This is a genomic window from Psychrobacter sp. DM8 (assembly GCF_051307025.1).
Classification (GTDB): domain Bacteria; phylum Pseudomonadota; class Gammaproteobacteria; order Pseudomonadales; family Moraxellaceae; genus Psychrobacter.
This window is the reverse complement of sequence record NZ_CP195538.1, coordinates 1,664,700-1,685,914: the sequence shown is the minus strand read 5'-3', so window position 1 is coordinate 1,685,914 and position 21,215 is coordinate 1,664,700. Positions and strand designations below refer to the sequence as shown.

The 21,215-nt window shown below is 45.5% G+C and carries 19 protein-coding genes; 11 read left to right on the top strand and 8 right to left on the bottom strand.

The annotated features are described in order from the left end of the window. Nucleotides 1-52 precede the first annotated feature (52 nt). Both ACR64J_RS07170 and ACR64J_RS07165 read left to right on the top strand, forming a co-directional pair. Entirely contained in the window at nt 53-1,651 is a 1,599-nt protein-coding gene (locus tag ACR64J_RS07170) for a flavin monoamine oxidase family protein (RefSeq protein WP_435949027.1), read from the top strand. Nucleotides 1,652-1,686: 35 nt separating this feature from the next. Beyond that, nucleotides 1,687-2,304: a cytochrome c gene (locus ACR64J_RS07165; protein WP_317198941.1), complete on the top strand. Its 618-nt coding sequence runs from the start codon at nt 1,687-1,689 to the stop codon at nt 2,302-2,304. Nucleotides 2,305-2,349: 45 nt separating this feature from the next. Here the strand turns inward: ACR64J_RS07165 and ACR64J_RS07160 are convergent, their stop codons facing one another. The 4 genes from ACR64J_RS07160 to tolQ all read right to left on the bottom strand — a co-directional run bounded on the left by ACR64J_RS07160 (nt 2,350) and on the right by tolQ (nt 6,047). Next, on the bottom strand, nt 2,350-3,642 hold the full coding sequence (locus tag ACR64J_RS07160; protein ID WP_435949025.1) for a translocation protein TolB: 1,293 nt from the start codon (nt 3,640-3,642) through the stop codon (nt 2,350-2,352). 98 nt (nt 3,643-3,740) lie between these two features. Beyond that, nucleotides 3,741-4,757: a cell envelope integrity protein TolA gene (locus tag ACR64J_RS07155; protein WP_435949024.1), complete on the bottom strand. Its 1,017-nt coding sequence runs from the start codon at nt 4,755-4,757 to the stop codon at nt 3,741-3,743. A gap of 112 nt (nt 4,758-4,869) precedes the next feature. Continuing rightward, entirely contained in the window at nt 4,870-5,328 is a 459-nt protein-coding gene (gene tolR, locus ACR64J_RS07150; RefSeq protein ID WP_435949023.1) for a protein TolR, read from the bottom strand. Next, the gene (tolQ, locus tag ACR64J_RS07145; RefSeq protein WP_435949022.1) at nt 5,325-6,047 is read right to left on the bottom strand and encodes a protein TolQ; all 723 of its coding nucleotides are present in this window, start codon (nt 6,045-6,047) and stop codon (nt 5,325-5,327) included. Before tolQ ends, tolR begins: the two co-directional genes overlap by 4 nt. A 428-nt stretch (nt 6,048-6,475) precedes the next feature. Here tolQ and ACR64J_RS07140 point away from each other — a divergent pair, with 428 nt between their 5' ends. The 3 genes from ACR64J_RS07140 to ACR64J_RS07130 all read left to right on the top strand — a co-directional run bounded on the left by ACR64J_RS07140 (nt 6,476) and on the right by ACR64J_RS07130 (nt 12,317). Next, nucleotides 6,476-7,771 (top strand): NCS2 family permease, encoded by a 1,296-nt coding sequence (locus ACR64J_RS07140; protein ID WP_435949021.1) that lies wholly within the window; start codon nt 6,476-6,478, stop codon nt 7,769-7,771. A gap of 587 nt (nt 7,772-8,358) precedes the next feature. Further along, on the top strand, nt 8,359-11,616 hold the full coding sequence (gene putA, locus ACR64J_RS07135; protein ID WP_435949020.1) for a bifunctional proline dehydrogenase/L-glutamate gamma-semialdehyde dehydrogenase PutA: 3,258 nt from the start codon (nt 8,359-8,361) through the stop codon (nt 11,614-11,616). An 11-nt stretch (nt 11,617-11,627) separates the two neighbouring features. After that, nucleotides 11,628-12,317 (top strand): 1-pyrroline-5-carboxylate dehydrogenase, encoded by a 690-nt coding sequence (locus ACR64J_RS07130; protein WP_435949018.1) that lies wholly within the window; start codon nt 11,628-11,630, stop codon nt 12,315-12,317. A 109-nt stretch (nt 12,318-12,426) separates the two neighbouring features. Here ACR64J_RS07130 and ACR64J_RS07125 read toward each other — a convergent pair whose 3' ends face one another. Beyond that, the gene (locus tag ACR64J_RS07125; RefSeq protein ID WP_435949017.1) at nt 12,427-13,599 is read right to left on the bottom strand and encodes a JmjC domain-containing protein; all 1,173 of its coding nucleotides are present in this window, start codon (nt 13,597-13,599) and stop codon (nt 12,427-12,429) included. Nucleotides 13,600-13,718: 119 nt separating this feature from the next. On the opposite strand from ACR64J_RS07125, the gene ACR64J_RS07120 reads away from it, so the two are divergent. Continuing rightward, nucleotides 13,719-13,901, top strand: coding sequence for an NF038104 family lipoprotein (locus ACR64J_RS07120; protein WP_317198932.1), 183 nt, complete (start codon nt 13,719-13,721; stop codon nt 13,899-13,901). A 40-nt stretch (nt 13,902-13,941) separates the two neighbouring features. Here ACR64J_RS07120 and ACR64J_RS07115 read toward each other — a convergent pair whose 3' ends face one another. Together ACR64J_RS07115 and purB are read right to left on the bottom strand one after the other, a co-directional pair. Beyond that, on the bottom strand, nt 13,942-14,586 hold the full coding sequence (locus tag ACR64J_RS07115) for a DUF2238 domain-containing protein (protein WP_435949016.1): 645 nt from the start codon (nt 14,584-14,586) through the stop codon (nt 13,942-13,944). Between the two features lie 32 nt (nt 14,587-14,618). Next, a complete protein-coding gene (gene purB / locus ACR64J_RS07110; RefSeq protein WP_317198930.1) occupies nt 14,619-16,010 on the bottom strand; it encodes an adenylosuccinate lyase in 1,392 nt (463 codons plus the stop codon). A 235-nt stretch (nt 16,011-16,245) separates the two neighbouring features. On the opposite strand from purB, the gene ACR64J_RS07105 reads away from it, so the two are divergent. Together ACR64J_RS07105 and ACR64J_RS07100 are read left to right on the top strand one after the other, a co-directional pair. Further along, a complete protein-coding gene (locus ACR64J_RS07105) occupies nt 16,246-16,896 on the top strand; it encodes a hypothetical protein (RefSeq protein ID WP_435949015.1) in 651 nt (216 codons plus the stop codon). Nucleotides 16,897-17,010: 114 nt separating this feature from the next. Beyond that, entirely contained in the window at nt 17,011-17,850 is an 840-nt protein-coding gene (locus ACR64J_RS07100; protein ID WP_435949014.1) for a hypothetical protein, read from the top strand. Between the two features lie 166 nt (nt 17,851-18,016). Here the strand turns inward: ACR64J_RS07100 and mnmA are convergent, their stop codons facing one another. Further along, complete coding sequence (gene mnmA / locus ACR64J_RS07095) at nt 18,017-19,129, bottom strand: tRNA 2-thiouridine(34) synthase MnmA (protein ID WP_435951046.1); 1,113 nt, start codon at nt 19,127-19,129, stop codon at nt 18,017-18,019. 279 nt (nt 19,130-19,408) lie between these two features. Between mnmA and ispF the strand changes: the two genes are divergently transcribed. From ispF to ACR64J_RS07080, 3 genes are all read left to right on the top strand, one after another. Next, a complete protein-coding gene (gene ispF / locus ACR64J_RS07090) occupies nt 19,409-19,918 on the top strand; it encodes a 2-C-methyl-D-erythritol 2,4-cyclodiphosphate synthase (protein WP_435949013.1) in 510 nt (169 codons plus the stop codon). 140 nt (nt 19,919-20,058) lie between these two features. After that, a complete protein-coding gene (grxD, locus tag ACR64J_RS07085) occupies nt 20,059-20,406 on the top strand; it encodes a Grx4 family monothiol glutaredoxin (RefSeq protein ID WP_435949012.1) in 348 nt (115 codons plus the stop codon). A 197-nt stretch (nt 20,407-20,603) separates the two neighbouring features. Next, entirely contained in the window at nt 20,604-21,137 is a 534-nt protein-coding gene (locus ACR64J_RS07080) for a hypothetical protein (protein WP_435949011.1), read from the top strand. Nucleotides 21,138-21,215: the final 78 nt, after the last annotated feature.

Here is a 21,215-nt window from a genome sequence, read left to right as displayed (position 1 = left end):
ATATCTTGATGACAATAGCTACCTAATACGGTCATACCACAAGGACACCAATATGAAAGATATGCTTCAATCACCAACGCGGCGTCAACTGCTCTCTATGATTGGTAAGACTGCGGGCGCAACCGCGATGTATCAGGCGATGACGACCTTGGGGTTTGCCTCAGAGTCCACCTTTAAGGAAGAGCTCAATTTAACAGGTGCACCTGCAGGTGCTAGTATCATAATACTTGGGGCGGGGCTGGCAGGTTTGACAGCCGCTTATGAGCTGCGTAAGGCAGGTTATAAAGTTAAAGTATTAGAGTATCAAAACCGTGGCGGTGGTCGTAGCTGGACACTCAACAGCGGTGATAAATACACAGAGCTTGGCGGCGAAGAGGTCACTTGCGACTTTGAGGAAGGCAATTATTTTAATGGTGGTCCTTGGCGCTTGCCAAGTCATCACTATGGCGTGTTTCATTATTGCAAAAAATTTGGTGTTGAGCTGCAGCCCTTTGTTCAGACTAATAATAGGGCGTACTTGCATCGTACCAATCACTTTAATGGTGTGCCGCAGCGTTTGGGTGATGTCAGAAGCGATGTTAAAGGCTATGTCTCAGAGTTACTATCAAAATCAGTGAATGTGGGCGGACTGGATCGCTCGGTCAATACCGAAGATAAAGAAAAGCTGCTTGAAGGGCTAAAAGGCTGGGGCGTATTAGACAATAATTATCGTTATGTGACTAGCCATGCCACCAGCAAGGTTCGCGGGTATAGTGTCTACCCTGGCGGTGGCCTTATGCCGAAAGAGCAGCCATCAGATGTCCTACCGATGAGTGAGCTATTGCAATCTGGTGTGTGGTCAGATTTGTACAATAACTTTGATGTTTACGTACATCATCCAACGATGTTTCAGCCAGTCGGCGGCATGGGCAAAATTGGCGATGCGTTCACACGTGAATGCCGTGACATGATTGAGTTCAACGCCAAAGTCACTAAGATTCATCAAGATGATAGCGGCGTGACTATTGATTATGTCGACAGCAATAACCCTAATGGCGGCACTAAGACTGAGCGCGCTGATTGGTGTATCTGCACCATTCCTTTGACCGTATTGACCCAGATGGACATTAACGTCTCAAAACCTATGAAAGAGGCCATGTCAGCAGTGCCTTACGATACTGCGTTTAAGGTAGGTCTGGAGTTTAAGCGCCGCTTTTGGGAGGAAGATGAGTGGATCTATGGCGGAGTCACGTACACTGATATGCCCAATATACAGATTGCCTATCCTTCTGAGGACATGTTCAAGACAGGAACAGGCGTGCTGCTAGGAGGGTACGGCTATGGCCCAACGTCGTATAAGTTCAATGCCTTGACCCCGCAGCAGCGCATTGACGCCGCTTTAGCTTATGGCAAGCATATCCATCCGCAGTACCCCGAAGAGTTTCGCTCGGGCACCTCTGTAGTGTGGCACCGTATCCCTTGGACATTGGGCTGCTACGGTATCTGGAGTGAGTCAAGCCGCGAGAAATACTACAATACACTGTGTCAGATTGACAATCGGATTGTACTTGCAGGCGAGCATTGCTCACATATCCCAGCATGGCAAGAAGGCGCTATTTTATCAGGGCTAGATACCGCCACGCGCTTGCATCAAAGAGCAAAGGCTGTATAGCCAGCTGTCATAGATAAATAGAGTAAGAGGCAATTATGAAAGATTTAAGATATTCACTATTGACGGCTATGGTCGCTATGACGGCATTGTCTGGCTGCTCATCGAACGCGGATGCACCGACGCTAGCTGAACCTGAGGCACAAACTGCGACGGCAGAGAGTTATGACTTTGCCGCTGGTCGCAACAATGGTTCATGGGGCGCGGTGTACATGAGTGAAGAGGAGCTGGCAAAACCTCAGGTCGATATCGTCAGTTACGCCAACATACCTGCTATGGCAGAGGATCTAGAGGTCCAAAAGTGGAATCAGGTGTTTGGTGAGGGTAACGCCTACCATAGCACTAATGGGCGCGAGCTTTATCATCGCTCATGTGCTGCCTGTCACATGCATGACGGTCAAGGAGCGTACGGCGCAGGTTACTATCCGCCGCTCGCTGACAACAGCAAGATGGCCTCAAAATACTACACGATAGGCATCCTAATTAACGGCCTGCGCGGTATGCCATCGTTTCATATGATGATGAACGATGAGCAAATGGCAGCCGTGACGCAGTATATTATGACCGATCTCAATGGACTTGAGGCGACCGTTACCGCTGCTGATGTGGCGCAAATAAGACATGATAATCCACCAGGATACGATCCAAGTGAATAAAAATAAAAAAGCGCTCGATTATACTATCGAGCGCTTTTTTTAGAGCTATTTAGGGTTGGGCGACCAGACCGGGGACTTGATAACCCCTTGTCCTGACTTACCAAAAGCCTCACCACCATTCAATGATTTGATAGTAATGACGCCTTTGCCACCTTGCGTGGACGCGTAGACCACGCGCTTGCCATTGGGTGAAAAGCTAACCCCTTCATCCAGACCCGTGTTACCGATGTTAGTGACGACTTGACCGTTACTATTCATAATCGCCGCTGATGAACCACTCAAAAATCCAATTTGCGTGCCATCATTGTTGAACTTAGGCGTCGTGGCATAGCCACTATTAGACACCTTTGAGATACGTCCTGAACCAAACTCATAGCGATAGATTTGTGGTCTATTAAATCCTGTTTTGTCAGAGACAAAAACAAAGGATTTGCCGTCAGGTGCATAAGTGGGCTGCACTTCGCTGCTTGGCCAATTGGTCAGTTTGCGCAAATTACCGCCGCCAGCACTAATTTCATAAATATCAGCGCTCCCCTCAAAGCTACTTGAGAACAAAATCTTGCTGCCATCTGGTGAGAATGACGGGCTCATATTACTGCCTTTGTACGGCGTAACTGTCGTGGCACCGCCGCCGCTGATATTTTGTACATAGATGACAGGGTAGGATTTGTCTCGCTGCACCGTATAAGCGATACGATTGCCATCAGGTGACCAAGCAGGCGAGAAGATAGAGCCATTGACTTCTGTAATAGTGCTAGCATTTTCGCCATCGGCGTCCATGACCTTTAGACGCGAGGTTTTATCAATGCCTACGCCTGTCTCTTCGATGTAGGCGATGCGCCCTGAGAAGTCGCCTGGTATTCCTGTGATTAGCTCATAGACTTTGTCCGCGATGACGTGACCTGCGTAACGCAAGCTTTGGCTGTTGTTATCAGCGCTCAAGGTTTGTTTGCCTTCAATCACGCGGCCTGCTTTTACATCTATGACTTCGTAATCGGTGACGATCTTGCCGCGATTGCTGCGCGTGCTACCGACAACCAAATAGGGAATCCCTAAACTTTGCCAGACAGGCAGCGTACCTGATAGCTCATTGATACTGCGGGGCTGCTGCGGCAAGCCTTGACTGGTAACACTAAGCTCGGTTCTGTTTAAGTCATTTAATATAACTGATGATAAAACAGAGTCGCCTGCAAATGGTACAAACGCCACTTGGTTTTGCTGAACAGGAATCTCATAATCCAGCTCCAAAACAACGGGCGCTGCCAACAAGCTTTGCGCCATAAGTAAGCTTGACGCGCCAGTGAGTAGGGTGAGTAATAGTTTTTTGTGAGTACGCATAACCAGATCAGACTCCTAAATAAGAGGGATGTAGAATTATTTGAGTATCAAAATAGGCTAATTGAGCAGTCGGTGCAACACGACTAGGGTAATAGTCGTTAATTGCTACCTTTAAACTGTATGTTAAAGGTCGGGTATTTGGGGTCATCAGTATCAATAGGCAGATTACCTGTATTTAGTACTGCTTGGCGTGCCGCTTCATTGACTGCGCTGTCAGGCCCAGAGGCAGTAACATTTGCCACATCTCCGTTTGAGCGCACCGTGATGGTCAAAGTAGAGCGCTGCGTTGACCCTCTAGCGGCTACTGGAGGCTGATAGTTGCGCTTAATAAGATTAATAATCTCACTATTGCTTGCGCCTCGGCTACCGCTAGCTGAGCTACTATTCCCAGATTTGCTGCTAGTTGTCGCACTATCGCCTGATACTGTCGATTCGCCATCAGATAAACTAAAGCTCTTACCAGCACTACCAGAGGTGATCTCTATATTGCGCTGCTTAACCGTTGGTTTTTCAATCTTGGGCGGATTGAGCTGTTTATCTCGAAACGTTTTGAGTCTGTTTTCAACAGCTTGATCATCCTGCTGTTTTCTTTGCTCGATGCGCTTTAATCTCTCTTCAGTAATAGCCTGCTGCTCAGCTGACCACTGGGCAAGCTGTCGCTGGTATTCTTCTGATTGCTGAGTATAGCGCTCTTGCTGCTCTTGACTCATTAGTATTGGCGTATCAGTGCCATCATCTGATTGCAAAAATACAGGTACGCTTTGTGAAGTTGGCGAGGCAGTCTCTGAAGTCTGCGAGCTATCAGAACTATAAATATTAGGATTGACAGGCTCGCTAGTTGCATCAGTATTTATGCTGCTACTCGGATTATCGCTCGCTTGTTGCGCGCTTGCCGCTGCGCGATTGGCAAGGATCTCGCTTTGCATTTGGGCTAGCTGCTCAGGGGATACCATGGTCGTCTCGATGCTGCCAGCGGTTTCGATAACAGGCGTCTGATAATTGTATATTAAGAGTCCTAGGACGACGCCGTGCGCAAGCAGGCTCAAAAACATAGGCCAAGTTAGCCCATTGCTCTCAGGCTCAGTCGGTACAAAGACAGCAGGCGCATTATTCATGGCATGAATACTCATAAATGAGAGTAAATAATTGATTATAAAACGTTTATGATAAATATAATGCTATTTTAGCACTATATCTATCGTTATTTAATCTCTTATAATGTTGAGATCAAATCTGCGGGGCAGGGAGGGGCGCACCTGTTAGCAGTCCAACCTTCTCGATACCTGCTTGCTGCAAGCTTGCCATAAGCGCGACAATAGAGCCGTATTGATTGTTTTGATCGGCATTAATCATCACTTGTACCGGCGCCTCACCTGAGCTTAGATATTGCGCCTGCAAGTTAGAGAGCACCTCTATCAGCTCAGGCTCACTAATCGGCATATCCATATTGTTCTCATAACTAATAAAGATCTCGCCGCTATCGGTCAAGGAGACGATGACGGGTAGCTGGTTTTGAGTCAACGTGCTCGCCTGCTCTTTAGGCAAATCAACATCGACGCCTGTAGTCAGCATGGGCGCTGTCACCATAAAGATGACCAGTAGCACCAGCATCACATCGATATAAGGCACGACATTCATATCGGCATTGAAGGCTTTTTTGGGCCGCTGGTAAGGACTAGATTTCATAGCCCAGTTGCCTTGTTTTGCGCAATACTAGTCTCGCGTTGTAGCATGCTTTGCGCGCTGGTTTCGCGCTGTAGCATACCCGTCATCTCATCGCAAAACAGCGCGCGCGACTCATAGAGTCTGCCAGATTTGGCAGTGAAGTGATTATAGGCAAGTACTGCAGGAATAGCGGCGAACAGTCCCATAGCCGTAGCAATAAGTGCCTCTGCGATACCAGGTGCGACAGAAGCAAGAGTGGCTTGCTCGGTTTGTGAGAGTCCTAAAAAGGCATTCATAATGCCCCATACCGTACCGAATAGACCGATATAAGGGGCAACAGAGCCGATACTGGCAAGGGTGGCGATACCAGATTCTAGCATCTGCTGCTGACGTCCTAAGCCCACGCGCAGTTTGCGCTCAACGCCGTCGATAATGTCGTCTTTAGGTTGGCGTTTTTTGTGCATTCTAAGATACTCAGAGAACCCGACATAAAATATCTGCTCAAGTCCCTGACGATCAGGCGATCCTTGAATGCCTTGATAGAGCTTAGCGAGGTCTTCACCCGACCAAAACCACGTCTCAAACTGTGTGTCAAAACGCTTAGCAGTGCCTAAGCGCGCACTTAGGCGAAAGATAATGACCCAGCTAAGTAGAGACGCTAATAATAGTAGCGCCATAACGAGCTGTACCAATAAACTGGCATTGGTAATAAGGTCAATAATATTTAGTGATTCAGGCATTTAGAACGCTCGCGGATTAATAGCATTAAATGAAGTAGTCGGCACATTTTAAAAGGTAATGCGTTATAAAGATAGCAGCCTCTGACAATAAAAATACTTAATGTAAGCTATCAGAAGGTGATTACCTGTATAAAGGCAAAATAATGTCTCAAAGTGTAATGACAAATATTTAAAATCTTATCCCTTTATTCTAGCTTTTATACCCGCAAGGCACGAGTAACGATTGAAATAGTGCCTTTATTTATCTAAAATGTTGCGCTTTGTTAACACAACCTTTAGAGCAGTCATTCTCTTGTTACAAAGAGATGGTTATCACCTGTAGATACTAGCATACAGACGCTAATACGTTAGCGGCAAATGAATTAGGTGATATTACTCTTAGTACGGCGGATGCTGTATTTCTCACAAGCAAGCTGGGCGCACGACTTATGAATGCAATAGAACGCTACTTTGGGATTAATGGTGACAATACCACCATCAAAACAGAAATCCTCGCGGGTATTACCACCTTTTTGACGATGGCTTATATCATCTTCGTCAACCCCAATGTCTTAGCAGAAGCAGGTATGGATAAAGGCGCGGTATTCGTCGCCACTTGTCTAGCCGCTGCCATAGGCTGTTTTATCATGGGTCTTTATGCCCGCCTGCCAGTCGCACTAGCGCCAGGTATGGGACTCAACGCCTTTTTTACTTATGGCGTGGTGCTAGGCATGGGTTATGCTTGGGAGACTGCCCTTGGTGCTGTATTCTTATCTGGGTGTTTGTTTATCCTGCTTAGCTTATTTAAGATACGTGAATGGATTATTAATGCCATTCCTAATGCACTCAAGCAAGGTATTGTGGCGGGTATCGGGGCGTTCTTAGCGTTTATCGCTCTGCAAAGCTCAGGCATCATCGTCGGACAAGATGCGACTTTGGTCACCCTTGGCGATATGAAATCATTTTCACCAATGATGGCCGCGCTAGGCTTCTTTCTTATTATTGGCCTTGTGTACAAAAAAATACCGGGCGCGGTAACCATAGGTATCTTAATCATAACGGCAATCAGCTTATTGGCAGGTCAAACGCAGTTCACAGGTATCATCTCAGCGCCGCCGTCTATCGCACCGACCTTTATGCAATTAGATATTGCAGGCGCGTTTGATATCACGATGATTAGCGTTATCTTTGCCTTTTTATTCGTCGATTTATTTGATACTGCTGGCAGCTTAGTCGGTATCACAAGTAAAGCGGGCCTTATTGATAAAAACGGTAATATCCCGAACATGGGTAAGGCGCTTCTTGCAGATTCGACTGCTACCGTAGCAGGCTCTATGCTCGGTACGTCATCGACGACTAGCTATATCGAAAGCGCGTCGGGAGTTGCCTCTGGTGGTCGTACAGGCTTGATGGCAGTAACCGTTGGCGTACTATTCTTGCTTAGTATCTTCTTTGCGCCACTAGCAGGTATGATTCCTGTTTATGCTACTGCTGGTGCGATATTCTATGTGTCAGTGTTGATGCTATTTACTTTAAAGGATATCAACTGGGAAGACTTAACCGAAGCGGCTCCCGTCGCTGTCGTGCTCCTGCTAACGCCGCTAACTTATTCTATCGCTGACGGTATTGCGCTCGGGTTTATCACCTTTACGGCAGCTAAGTTTATGACGGGTCGATTCTCAGAGATTACCATTCCAGTCTGGGTGTTAACGATTGTCTTATTAGCTAAAATCGTATTTTTATAATCCTTAACTTCTCAAACCAAAACCCTCTTTATCTAAAATGATAAAAAGGGTTTTTTTATTATAAATAGAGCGCTTATTTCTTAGTCTTTACATTAAAATAGTTGGACTACTGTATCTCGTTTACGGGCGCTACTATCTGCTTGTTTTTACATCACATATCTACGCAAATAAATACTCAATAGCATTGGTCACAGCGTTTTTTCATGCTAGTATGAAGAGGTTAAGCGCATCACCTCAATCAACGCCGTAGAGGTTTTTCTTACAGTGAATTATTCATGCAAGATTCGTATTTTAAGTGAACTTAAAATGCCAATCACTCCTTTCACTACAAACAAGAAGAAGGCACTAATGCCGCTTAATTTTTTATTGCCTTTATATTGTTAATGTAGTCCGTTTAGTACGCAAGCGACCTACTTAACCGTGTCTGACTCGCTCAGACCTGCCTGTTTAGTGATGGCGCGGTTTTGCTTTTTATATTTTACAAACGATAGTGATGCAAAAGAGAGGATGCATGGCTCGCGTATTGTATTATAAAAGCTTTGACGCCCCATTTATTATGGTTTTTAAACGATAGTTATGGAGTTGGTATGCATCCGATAGATAAATTTACCCCACAAGAGCCCATCTTGTTTAAGCCAACCGATCTGCTGGCGCCTGAGTACCTAGAGCATTCGAGTGATGAGCTGTATGCGCGTATCTCGCCGTTATATAGCGTTGATGAAGATCAGTTTTTGACGCAATTATTACCCCTTGCTAAGCCGACTGATCAAGAGCGCGAGGATGCCACCGAGCAGACACGCAAACTGGTTGAGTACGTGCGTAATGATGGTAAAGCGATCAAGATGGTGGACTCGTTGCTGCTTGAGTATAGCCTCGATACCCAAGAGGGTATCTTGCTCATGAGCTTAGCTGAAGCCTTGATTCGGGTGCCAGATAATTACACCGCTGATGCACTTATCCGTGACAAAATGAGTGTCGCTGACTGGAAGAAGCATCTCAAAGATGACAATGGCTTTATGGTCAATGCCTCAACGTGGGGCATGATGATGACGGGCCGCGTGGTCAGTATCGATAGTCGTACGACCGCCTCAGGGTTTTTGGATCGCATGACCAAAAAGATGGGCGAGCCGATGATTCGCGGCGCTATGCAAAAAGCCATGCGTATCATGGGGCATCAGTTTGTGCTGGGCGAAACCATAGAAGAGGCCAACAAAAACAGTCAACCTTATCGCAATAAAGGCTATACCTATTCGTTCGATATGCTCGGTGAAGCGGCAGTTACTCACAAAGACGCGGAAAAATACTTCAATGATTATTTGCATGCGGTCAAATCAACCGCCAATGTCAAAGTAGCCGAGGGCATGCCAAAGCCGTCTGTCTCTATCAAGTTATCGGCTCTGCATCCCCGTTATGAGGCGACGCAAGAGGCGCAAGTGATGGGGCTACTACGCCTGCGCTGTATGCTCCTCATAGAAGCGGCGCGCGAGGTCAACGTTGATATCAGTATTGATGCTGAAGAAGCTGATAGATTAGAGATCTCCCTCAAACTGTTTGAGTCGCTGTACCGTGATCCTTTAACCAAAGGCTGGGATGGTTTAGGTCTGGTGGTACAAGGGTATTCAAAACGCGCTATCGCGGTATTTGCATGGATCGCGCGACTGGCGACGGAAGTTGGGGATCGTATTCCACTGCGCTTGGTCAAAGGCGCATATTGGGATACTGAGATTAAGCTCGCCCAGCAAAAAGGTCTGTCAGGCTATCCGGTTTGGACGCGTAAAGAAGGTACAGATACAGCCTACCTAGCTTGTGCGCGTTTCTTATTATCAGAGCATCTGCGCGGACTTATCTGGCCACAGTTTGCCACGCATAACGCACATACGCTGGCATCTGTGATGACCATGAGTAGTCATCGCGACTTTGAGTTCCAGCGCCTACACGGCATGGGCGATGCGCTTTATGATCATATCTTGCAGACTTATCAAATCCCTGTACGTATCTATGCCCCTGTTGGTGCGCATCACGATTTGCTGCCGTATCTGGTGCGTCGTCTGCTTGAAAACGGTGCCAACAGCTCGTTTGTGCATCAGCTCTTAGATAAGTCTTATCCGATTGATAAGCTTACCGTACATCCATATGACAAACTACTTGCTAATAAGCATTTGCATAACCCTGATATTCCATTGCCGCTTGATATCTATGGCGCGCGCCAAGCTAGTTTTGGCTCTAACATCTTTGTAGAGTCGCAGTGGACGCCACTAAAAACAGCTATCAATGCACAACTAGAAAAAACATGGTCAGCGACTTCTATTATTCATGGTAAGGCCATTAGTGAATACGATGACAATGGAGTTACGCAGGCGCTTGAAATTCATAGTGTCCGCGCCCCTTGGAATCATGAGGTTGTAGCAGGCAAAGTGCATTTCGCTAACGCTGAGATTGCAAGGCAAGCTATTGACGCCGCTGTTGCAGGACAAAAAGAGTGGCAAGCTGTACCAGCAAGCAGGCGTGCTGATATCTTGCGCCAGATTGCTGATCTTTATGAGGCAAGTTACGCTGAGCTAATGGCGCTGTGCCAAGTGGAGGCGGGCAAGACCACGCAAGACAGTATTGATGAGATCAAAGAGGCGGTTGACTTTTGCCGCTTTTATGCCGATGAAGCTGAGCGTTTAGATAGCGCTGCATATGAGTTTACCGATCTAAATGGCAAGTCGTCCAGACAAGTCTACAAGGCGCGCGGCACTATTGTCTGTATCAGTCCATGGAACTTCCCACTTGCTATTTACACAGGACAAATCGTCGCAGCGCTAGCGGCAGGTAATACTGTGGTCGCCAAGCCCGCCGAACAAACCAGCTTAATCGCACATTTTGGCGCTCAGCTTATGTACCAAGCAGGCGTACCAAATGAAGCCTTGCAACTGGTTATCGGTGGCGGCGAAGTAGGGGCGGCGCTAACTGGTGCTGATAGTTTGGATGGCGTCGTGTTCACGGGCTCAACGCAAACTGCTCAGCGTATCAACCAAAGCTTAAACACTCATGCGCAAGCGAGCGGTGAGCTACCGATTTTGATCGCTGAGACAGGCGGTCAAAACGCTATGATCGTTGATTCAACTGCGCTACCTGAGCAAGTGGTCAAGGATGCGGTACTATCCGCCTTTGGCTCGGCAGGTCAACGCTGCTCGGCTTGTCGCATTTTATGTATTCAAGACGATATCGCTGATAATTTAATTGAACTGCTTCAAGGTAATATGGCAGAGCTCATCGTAGGCAATCCAACCTACGCGGCAACTGACGTAGGCCCTGTAATCGATAGTACCGCCAAACAAGGTCTTGAGGCGCATATTGAGCGTATGCGTGCAGAGCCGACGGCGACGATACTGGCGCAGACGCCAATGAGTGCAAGTTCTGTCATCGATGAAGATGATGCTACCTTTGTATTGCCAACGGCGATTGAGGTTCAGAGTATCGATGTGATTGGCGGTGAGCATTTTGGTCCGATATTGCACGTGCTACGTTACAAAGCGCGCGATTTGGACAAACTTATCGATGCGATTAACGCTACAGGCTTTGGTCTTACCTTGGGTATTCATAGCCGCATTGAGAATATCGCTGAACATATCGAGCGCCGCACTGTGGTAGGTAATACTTATATTAATCGTAACCAAATCGGTGCGGTCGTTAACGTCCAACCCTTTGGTGGTTGCGGGTTATCGGGTACTGGTCCTAAAGCGGGCGGTCCACATTATGTGGCGCGTCTTATGAAGCTGGCTATCGAAACCGTAACGACTGCCTCAAAAAGCGCAGATCAAGCCGCCTTTAATCCTCAAACCCAAACCCAGCTTGTATAAGGAGTTGCACTATGACAACTGAATTTAAAAAAAATCATGCGCAGGTTTGCGAGTCTTGGCGATTACTCGGCGCTGTCAACCGCGCCTCTTATCTAGAAGCGGCTATCCCTAAGCTTGCGCTATTAACCGGCAATGCGACCAAAGCCAAGCGCTTGTTTCATCATTTACTAAACGCCGCCCCTAAGCTTGACGAAGTCGAGCGTATGACTGGCGCGACAGGAGAGTCTAATGATCTGTATATGACTGCGCGCGGCAAGACAATGGTCATTGGAGGGGAGTCTGCTACTACGATGGCCGTGCTCGGTCAGCTTATCGCAGCACTGCTCACTGGCAACGAGGTAATATTGCATTGCCCCAGCCAATATGAGATGTGTGATGAGGCGGCAAAAATACTCTATGACACCGGTATCAGCGATGATGTACTAAGCGTCGCTAATGACGCACAAACGGTGACTTTACTGTATATTGACCGCCTAGCACAAGTCGCCGTCGCTGGAAATACTAGCGAGATACAAGAGATCAGTCAGACGCTTGCAGATACGGACGGCATCTTAACCCAAGTTATCCCTGTCAGCGATATGGACGGGTTATCTGAGATGCTTACGCCCGATTATCTTCATCGCTTCATGACAGAGCGCGTCATTACTATTAATACAACGGCTATTGGTGGTAATGCCAGCTTGCTTGAGCTGGGTACTTAATTTAGACTTATTCGCCTATATTAAACATAAAAACCCGATAGTTGAGTGATACGCTATCGGGTTTTTTGTGTTTGTGTGGTGTGAACCTAGATTATGATCGAGCTAAAGACTACTCATTATAATTAACCCATACCCAACCATTCTCAAGCCATTCGTTGACTTCATCAAGGTCGATATCTTTGACATCTTGATAGGTGAGATGCTCACCATTGGCCAAACGAGATAGCAAAGCTGCTGCGCTATTCTCAAGATCATCAAGCCGTTGACCATTGGCATATAGCGTCACAGCATCATTGGTTTGGCTGTAGAGCAAGCGATTGCTATAGTCAGCTTGCAGCGTTGCGCCGTCCATCAAGGCTTGCATAAGCTCATCTGTATCTAAAGTCTCCTCGGGTACCAGCACATCATATTGACGTTTGCTCACGACTTCTAACACGGCTTGACGAATAATATCGTCGCCGCGCTTAGATTGCAGCATTTGTAATAGCTGCTCTTTAATTGCATCAATACTATCGGCTTGCAATGCGCCTGAGGCTTGCAGCGTTTGTGGCAATAACATTGGGATAAATAAATCGCTATCACTGGTGGCGATATCAGCTAAGCTGTCGATAATTTGCATTAAGTTTGGACGACGACAGCCAAACGAAAAGGTTAAGCAGTCATCTTGTGCTACTCCAAAATGAGAGAGTTTCGGCGGCACATAAAGTACATCCCCCGCTTCTAGTATCTCATCAAAGATAATCTCGCCCATATCATCAAACAATCGAATCGGCTCATTTGCGACAAACTCGGTACCTTTATCACAGAATTTGCCGAGCTGCCAACGCCGTGATCCATATCCTTGTGCCAAAAACACATCGTAATCGTCATAGTGTTTGCCCACGGAGCCGCCTTTTGGGGCGAAAGATACCATGATATCATCACGCTGCCACTGCGGAATAAAATCAAACGCTTGCCAGAGTTGCCCCAGCTCAGGTGACCACTGTTCCATATTTTGCACCAGTACAGTCCACTGTGCTGGCAAATTATCAAAATCTGCTTCTGACAATGGGCTCTTTTTGAGTTGCCATTGTGGCAATCCTTCGTGCTTGCTCGCGGCTTGGATTAGCAGGCGTGCTGAAGCGTCTTCTTCAACGGCAAGCCCAAGCATATCCTCTGGCTCAAACATGTCGATTAATTGGGGTAAACCTTGCTTAATAAGCAATGGTTTTTTTTGCCAGTATTCGCTTAAAAACTGCTCAGGAGTGATAGAGTCGGTTAGACAAAGTGGAATTGAGGTCATGGGTTGATCCGAGTCATTAGATAAGGGTGAGTAGGGTATTTATGTATAGAATGGCTTTAGAAAATAAGCACGATAGTTTATGATTAACGATTATTTAGTTTACTACTTTTGGAATCCTTATGAAAAAGCTATCATTGATGTTTATCATTATGAGTGCGTTTTTATTACAAGCTTGCGTGCATAAAATCGTCACTGTACCCGCTAAAGTTGCCTATAAAACTACTAAAGGCGTGGTCAAAGGTACAGTTGCTGTGGGCAAAGCGATCATACCGGGCGATAGTGATGATAAAAAAGACGACTGATTGAGTAGTCAGCTCATCTGATCTCTTTTTGAAGGGACGGTTATTGATTAACCTCTATTTTTTGACGGCTATAATTCTGATAAAAAATAACAACTGCGCTAACAATGCCACCGAGCAGCGCTAAAGCCATATCCTTGTGGGCATCCCAAATATCACCTTGCTGACCGTTATAAGCTTCGGCGTCTTCTGGCGATAAAGTCATTGCTATACCCCATTCAAACAGCTCATAGAGCAGGCTTGTTGACATATTGATCATAAAGGCAATAGCGATTAAAAGTGTGACGGATTCAATTTTAAAGAGTGACTTTGCGCTTTCAATCATCGCAGCAAATAGCAAAAGCCCATAGCTAAAATGTACCAGCCTGTCATACATATTTCGCTGCCAGCCAAACCACTCATTTAAGCCAATACCAAATAGCCGCTCTGTCCACTCATCGTAGGGCACATAAGAATAAAGGTAGCGCGCGCCTATAACATGAACGACTAAAAATATCATTGACTGCACGTAAGCACTTTTACTGATGTGCCAATAGCGATAAGCAATTATCGTAACTGCTAAAAATAGTAGCGTGCCTAATTGATGGAGTAGGTAGCTTGACCAGTCGAGCGGCTCAATACTTGCCAGCACTATGGCAATAACTACCGCCGTAGTACTGACAATAATAGAGTTAACATTGCGCTGCATATTTATACTTTTTAATCATCAGTAGCTAATGATTATAGCTTAGCGATCCACTCTTTAATCATGCGAGCTTGCTCCGCTGCATTACCTGTATAGGTGGCAGGCGTCAGCTCGCGCAGGCGCTGCTTGTCGCTATCTGAAACGTCACTAAGCTCATCACTTTCAACGAATGTCAGCATCGCTTCGCGAGTCATGGCATTGCCACGAGTGAGCGCTTTGAGTTTCTCATACGGGTTCTCAACGCGGTAGCGGCGCATGACTGTCTGAATCGGCTCGGCTAAGACTTCTTGTGCTTGCTCCAAATCCTCATTTAGGCGCTGAGCGTTTAGCTCTAATTTACCGACGCCCTTTAGACAAGCATCAAACGCAATCATGCTTTGTGCCAGACCAACACCAATGTTACGCAGGACCGTTGAGTCTGATAGATCACGCTGCATACGTGAAATCGGTAGCTTCTCACCCAAATGTGCCAGCATCGCATTAGCCACGCCCAAGTTGCCTTCAGAGTTTTCAAAATCAATCGGGTTGACTTTATGCGGCATCGTTGAGGAGCCCACTTCACCATCTTTTAGGCGCTGCTTGAAATAGCCTAAGCTAATATACTGCCAAATATCACGGTTAAAATCGATCAAAATGGTATTGAAGCGTCTGACCACATCAAACAATTCAGCGATGTAATCGTGGGGCTCGATTTGCGTGGTATAAGGGTTAAAGGTCAGATGTAGGCGCTCATTAATAAACTGCTCAGCGTGCGTTTGCCAATCAACATCAGGATAAGCTGAAAAGTGAGCGTTGTAGTTACCGACTGCGCCATTGATTTTGCCCAACAGCTCAACTTGCCCCATTTGTTTGATCTGACGCGCTAAGCGATAAGCCACGTTTGCCATCTCTTTGCCAAGCGTGGTTGGACTGGCTGTTTGACCATGGGTACGTGACAACATGGGTTGGTCAGCGTGAGTAATCGCCAAATCAACGATACTATCGGTGACTTGCTGCATTTTAGCCACTACAAGCTCGCGGCTGTCTTTGAGCATCAATGCATAAGACAAGTTATTGATATCTTCACTGGTACAAGCAAAATGAATGAACTCTAGGCTATCTTCTAACTGCTGATTGCCACGAAACTTATCTTTGATGAAGTACTCAACTGCTTTTACATCATGGTTGGTGGTCGCTTCGATGTCTTTAATCGCCCCAGCATCCGCTTCACTAAAATCATCAACAATGCTGTTTAAAAAGGCATTGGTATCGGTATCGAACGCTGCTAATTCAGCAATCGCACTATTATCAGCCAACGACTGTAACCAGCGAATCTCAACAGTGACGCGAGCTTTAATCAGACCAAACTCAGAAAGGTACGGGCGCAAGCTGTCAGCTTTTGATGCGTAACGACCATCGATTGGAGAGAGTGCGGTAAGTGGGGTCATAGGATTGCCTTTAAAAATAATTGATGAATAAACAGGTAGCCAATAGATGATTAGCAATAAAAAATGAATGCGCAATTATAACCTGATTGGCGTTAAAGTTTGGACAAAAATTATCAGTAACAAAAGCGAAAATATGTTTACTGAATTTTATAGTAGTGATATATTCTGAAAAAATTAGCTTATCCTTAAAATAGGCTTTCAATTCAATCGCTTCAGTACCTTATCAGAGGTTAGAATGAACAAACTAGTAAATGTTTTATTGATGGGAAGCGTTTTGACATTAGCTGCTTGCGGTGGTGATTCTGATAGTAGTGGTAGTTATGGTTCTTCTGACTCCGATCGGTTTGATGGATTGTCTAACTGTAATATCATTGGCAACAGTATTTCTGTTAATACCCTCAGTGAATGTTTAATAAAAAAGCCTAATATTAATAATGGTAAGAAGTTCGCTTTAAGGTGCCAGATATTTGGGTCGCCTAGTCTACCTGGTGGTCAAACGGCGAGATTTAGTATAGTAAGTGCTAGCGGCGGCGATGCTGATGAAGTTAAGCGCGATATTGAGCGTAATCCAAACGGAAAGTATACTTACGACTGTGTAAGCGCCTCTAACTTAAACCCAAATCTACCCTCACGACCTACAAGACCTAATGTTCCCAATGTAAGCCCTGATCTTAATGTTTCTAAATCGTGTAACGTAGTAGGAAATAACGTACGAGGTTTTGGCAACGAAGATTGCAGATTGACAGGATCAAACACTAATGCGGTTATTAGCTGTTATGGCAATTCACTAATTGTTAACGGTAGCATTAACGGCATTTCTATCACTAATACAACTTTTATTTCAGGCAGTACAAATTTAGATAAATATTCTATACAGTGTCCTTAATTTAGAAGATTATCACCTACTAGCTTATTATTAATAAGCTTACTAAACAAAAAGGTATTGTCTATCAAGTAGTCGATACCTTTTTTTATGCGTTATAGGTAAATACTTTATATTATGAAAGACAAAACTTTATTCTTATCATCCGTTGTTGTGGCATTCGTCTTTGGGGTTTTCAGCACTTATTTGTTTATGACCAAGCAGCAGATGGATTATGTGATGCAAGCCAAGCAGCAATCAGCAGTATCTTCTGATACAAATAATAATCAAGACGCTTCTAACTCGGGAACTGGTCTAGTGTCACAGGATTCATTGAACAGGCGTGACGCTACGTCGCAGCAAGTCCTCTCAAATTTGACAGGCTCAAACTCAGCTTCTATCAACGACTACTCAAAAGAGCAAGCGTTAGACTTAGTCGATAATATGCCCGATTACGTGTTAGGGCAGTATGTCGATAAGTTTATGGCAAAGGGCGATAGCGAGGTTATTACGGACAAAAGACGCTTTGCAGAACGAGCGGTAGAGGAGTTATATAGCAAAGATGATACACGTCCTTTAGTTGGAGAAGTTAAGCTATCCTTTGATAGCAATATGCCGTCAACCTCAACAAATACCTCGACGATAAATAAAAACGCCAAACTATTCGCTCATTTGGATACTGCGGGCAAAGTACCTGCCAGCCCTTTTGCTTTTGTGAAGTGGGTGAACAATGAGACAGGACAGGTCTTGCTGTTTGAGAAGAAAAACATCATCGCGGGCAGCAATCAAAATTGGGTGAGTTTTAAACCCTATGAAGGATGGTTACCTGGTAGCTACGATGTCAAGTTCTATCAGTTCACATCAGAGCTTGAACCCATTGCTCGCCTAACTTATCAAATCTACACCGTTGATGATGATGGACAAGGCGAAACTAGGGATATTGCAAGTAGTACAGCGAGTGCGACAGTAAGCCAATAACACTTGAATGTTCTAAGAATGTTCTAAGTAGCAAGGTCAAACCTGACAATAAACTAAGAGCCTAACTGCGTTCGCCGACAGAAGCTGAAAAAGATTTATCTCAGTTCCGCTGTATGTTTTTAATATTGGACTGACTGTAGTTTATTTGAACCCATCGACTCTAAAATCAGAGGGACTGCGGTGCGTCTATTGATTCAATCACGCCGCCGCCCAAGCAGACCTCATCGATATAGAAAACCGCAGACTGACCAGGGGTTAACGCACGCTGCGGCGCATCAAATATGACTTTGACCTCTAAACCTTTATCATCGACAGCGAAAACCGTACAGGCTTGGTCTGGCTGACGATAGCGCGACTTTGCCATACAGCGCAAACCTTGCTCACTAAAAATATCAGCTGGCGCGACACCCTCTACCCAATCAAGCTTGTACGCGCGTAGCTCATTGCTCATGAGCATGAGATGTTCGTGACCTTGACCGACAATTAAGCGATTGTTATCTAAGTCTTTTGCTAGTACAAACCATGGTTCCTCTGGACGATCTTTGACACCGCCAATGCCAATACCGCCGCGCTGACCTAAGGTATAATACATAAGCCCATCGTGGCTACCAATAATGTGACCATCGTCTGTAATGATATCGCCTTTTTGCGCAGGCAAATACTGTTGCAAGAAATCTTTAAATCGGCGCTCGCCGATAAAGCAAATCCCCGTAGAGTCTTTTTTCTTAGCGGTCGCTAAGTCATGCGCTTCGGCGATTTGGCGTACGACAGGCTTTTCAAGCTCACCAATAGGGAACAAGGTTTTGGCAAGTTTGTCACCGCCGACGGCATGCAAAAAATAGCTTTGATCTTTATTGTTATCAAGGCCACGTAATAATTGTGCGACCTCAACACCATCGGCGTTATTATAGTTGATGCTACGGCGCGTATAGTGACCCGTCGCGATATAATCTGCGCCAAGGGTCAAAGCATAATCCAAAAACGCCTTAAATTTAATCTCTTTGTTGCACAAAATATCAGGGTTTGGCGTGCGTCCTGCTTTGTATTCTGCTAAAAAATGCTCGAAAACTCTGTCCCAATATTCCATAGCAAAATTGGCGGTGTGAAGTTTGATACCTATCTTATCGCACACCGCTTGCGCGTCGGCTAAATCGTCCATTGCGGTACAGTATTCAGTACCGTCATCTTCTTCCCAGTTCTTCATAAACAAACCTTCAACTTTAAATCCTGCTTGTTGAAGTAAGACAGCTGATACAGAGGAATCAACCCCGCCTGACATACCGACAATCACATGCTTGTTGCTTGGATGGTCGATATCGGCTAAGGTTAGCGGACGATAGGCGCTAGAAGTGGATGTCGCTTGCGTAACTGAGGTATCTGGCACGGCTGATGTAACGGACATAAAAGTCACTCAATAACTTGTGATAAAATAAAGGCCTATTATATCAGTTAAAGCAAATCGGTGGCAGGCAGGGCGCTACTTTTGCGCTAAAAACAGCACTGAAATTTAGATAGTGGTTTTAAATAATTTTAATCATGTTTTTAATTTGGAAATACTATGATAAAAATCGGTCAAGGCATAGATGTGCATGCTTTTCACAATAATGGTCAGCAGCAGCAATATGTGATACTAGCGGGCGTGCCTATTGAGCACACTCATAGTCTGCTTGCGCACTCCGATGGCGATGTGGTGCTGCATGCGCTTGCCGATGCACTCCTTGGCGCGTTGGCTCTTGGCGATATCGGTCAGCATTTTCCTGATACTGACAGCGCGCACGCAGGTCTGGACTCGCGAGTGCTACTGCGTTATGTCTATACTAAGGTGATAGAGGCCGGGTATATGCTTGGTAATGCGGACATTACCATTATGTGCGAGCGACCCAAAATCGCGCCTTACAATGAAGCCATGCGTGCTAATATCGCCAGCGACTTACAAACTGACATCAGTAATATCAGTGTCAAAGCGACTACGAGCGAAAAGCTTGGATTTACGGGTCGCCAAGAGGGCATAATGGCAAGCGCCGTGGTATTATTAGTGCCCAATGATAATGCCAATGCAAGTGCTTAAGATACAAGTGTACGTAAGGTTTAGGTGTGACAGTCAAACTCTCAATTAATGAGTATTGCTTGCAATAAACCTTTGATCACCCCATGTAGCACAGATATCCAATCAAATTTATTTTTATAAATGTAATATTAGGAGCTTTTATGAGCGAGCAAACCCCAAACGCAGCAAACGATGTCGAACAATTGATCCGCGATCAAATCCGTGATAATAAAGTCATTATCTATATGAAAGGTACACCGCAGTTCCCGCAGTGCGGATTTTCAGCGCGCTCGATCGAAGTATTGACGCAGATTGGCCGCCCCTTTGCCTTTGTCAATATTTTAGAGAATCCAGAGATTCGTGCAACGTTGCCAAAAGTTGCGAACTGGCCAACGTTTCCGCAATTGTGGATCGATGGCGAATTGATGGGCGGCTCAGATATTATCTTGCAAATGTACCAATCAGGTGAGCTTAAGCCTTTGGTAGAGACAAACAGTCCAGCGGCTTAATATATAACTGTTTTAATCGGTACGGTATATCGTTTGATACTTAGTCCCAAGTCATCTTATAGCTAGATGGCTTGGGATTTTTATTGTCTATATAACCCCTTGTTTTTATAGACGTTAGTCCCATATAGCTGACATGATAAAAAGCGTAAAAGATAAAAAAGCGCGCAATACTTTTATATAAATAATAAGAGACACTTATGACAACTCAAGAATTAAATAATCAAAAAAACACTGAGCAAGCTGCCATTGAAAAGCGCCGCGAGCATCTCAAAACTGAATCAACGCGCATCATTGATATGGCTGGGAATGAACCCAATTCAGCGCTCAAATGTATCCATCAGTTAAGCGTCGCAGGCGGGGCAACTGAAGCGACCTATGTCGCAATCGAACAGCGCGTTGTTGCCGATCAAGATCCGACTGGTGCTTATCATTTAGCACTGCTAGCGCAGAACACGCCAGATCTACCGATTGACGCGCGTCAGCTCATCGAATTAGTCGTTAATAAAGGCGATAACGATCTGCTACTTGCACTACTCAAAAATCTACCGCTGCCACCCGTTGAGGTGATTCAAGCTAGAATACTAGCGAGCGACGATGGCGAGGCGATTGGCAAGATGAATGCGTACTTACAAATCAATCCAGAAGGCTATGGCAGCCAGCATATGCTTGCTAGCGGTCAGGCGGATCGTATCGTACCCTTGAGTCCTGCGCGCCGCGTTGATAATGACTAGCAGTGCCTATCTGTGAATGTGCAATACGGTCTGCTATTAACCGTCGAATATTGTTATAATTAGCGACTATTTTTATAC

Excerpts from the sequence above, each read along its gene's own strand:
- putA (WP_435949020.1), top strand. The coding sequence starts at position 8,359 with ATGCATCCGATAGATAAATTTACCCCACAAGAGCCCATCTTGTTTAAG.
- tolR (WP_435949023.1), bottom strand. The coding sequence starts at position 5,328 with ATGAAATCTAGTCCTTACCAGCGGCCCAAAAAAGCCTTCAATGCCGAT.
- ACR64J_RS07140 (WP_435949021.1), top strand. The coding sequence starts at position 6,476 with ATGAATGCAATAGAACGCTACTTTGGGATTAATGGTGACAATACCACC.
- ACR64J_RS07155 (WP_435949024.1), bottom strand. The coding sequence starts at position 4,757 with ATGAATAATGCGCCTGCTGTCTTTGTACCGACTGAGCCTGAGAGCAAT.
- mnmA (WP_435951046.1), bottom strand. The coding sequence starts at position 19,129 with ATGTCAGGCGGGGTTGATTCCTCTGTATCAGCTGTCTTACTTCAACAA.
- ACR64J_RS07130 (WP_435949018.1), top strand. The coding sequence starts at position 11,628 with ATGACAACTGAATTTAAAAAAAATCATGCGCAGGTTTGCGAGTCTTGG.
- ACR64J_RS07080 (WP_435949011.1), top strand. The coding sequence starts at position 20,604 with ATGACAACTCAAGAATTAAATAATCAAAAAAACACTGAGCAAGCTGCC.
- ACR64J_RS07165 (WP_317198941.1), top strand. The coding sequence starts at position 1,687 with ATGAAAGATTTAAGATATTCACTATTGACGGCTATGGTCGCTATGACG.
- ACR64J_RS07160 (WP_435949025.1), bottom strand. The coding sequence starts at position 3,642 with ATGCGTACTCACAAAAAACTATTACTCACCCTACTCACTGGCGCGTCA.
- ACR64J_RS07170 (WP_435949027.1), top strand. The coding sequence starts at position 53 with ATGAAAGATATGCTTCAATCACCAACGCGGCGTCAACTGCTCTCTATG.
- ACR64J_RS07100 (WP_435949014.1), top strand. The coding sequence starts at position 17,011 with ATGAAAGACAAAACTTTATTCTTATCATCCGTTGTTGTGGCATTCGTC.
- purB (WP_317198930.1), bottom strand. The coding sequence starts at position 16,010 with ATGACCCCACTTACCGCACTCTCTCCAATCGATGGTCGTTACGCATCA.
- ACR64J_RS07115 (WP_435949016.1), bottom strand. The coding sequence starts at position 14,586 with ATGCAGCGCAATGTTAACTCTATTATTGTCAGTACTACGGCGGTAGTT.
- tolQ (WP_435949022.1), bottom strand. The coding sequence starts at position 6,047 with ATGCCTGAATCACTAAATATTATTGACCTTATTACCAATGCCAGTTTA.
- ACR64J_RS07120 (WP_317198932.1), top strand. The coding sequence starts at position 13,719 with ATGAAAAAGCTATCATTGATGTTTATCATTATGAGTGCGTTTTTATTA.
- ACR64J_RS07125 (WP_435949017.1), bottom strand. The coding sequence starts at position 13,599 with ATGACCTCAATTCCACTTTGTCTAACCGACTCTATCACTCCTGAGCAG.
- ACR64J_RS07105 (WP_435949015.1), top strand. The coding sequence starts at position 16,246 with ATGAACAAACTAGTAAATGTTTTATTGATGGGAAGCGTTTTGACATTA.
- ispF (WP_435949013.1), top strand. The coding sequence starts at position 19,409 with ATGATAAAAATCGGTCAAGGCATAGATGTGCATGCTTTTCACAATAAT.
- grxD (WP_435949012.1), top strand. The coding sequence starts at position 20,059 with ATGAGCGAGCAAACCCCAAACGCAGCAAACGATGTCGAACAATTGATC.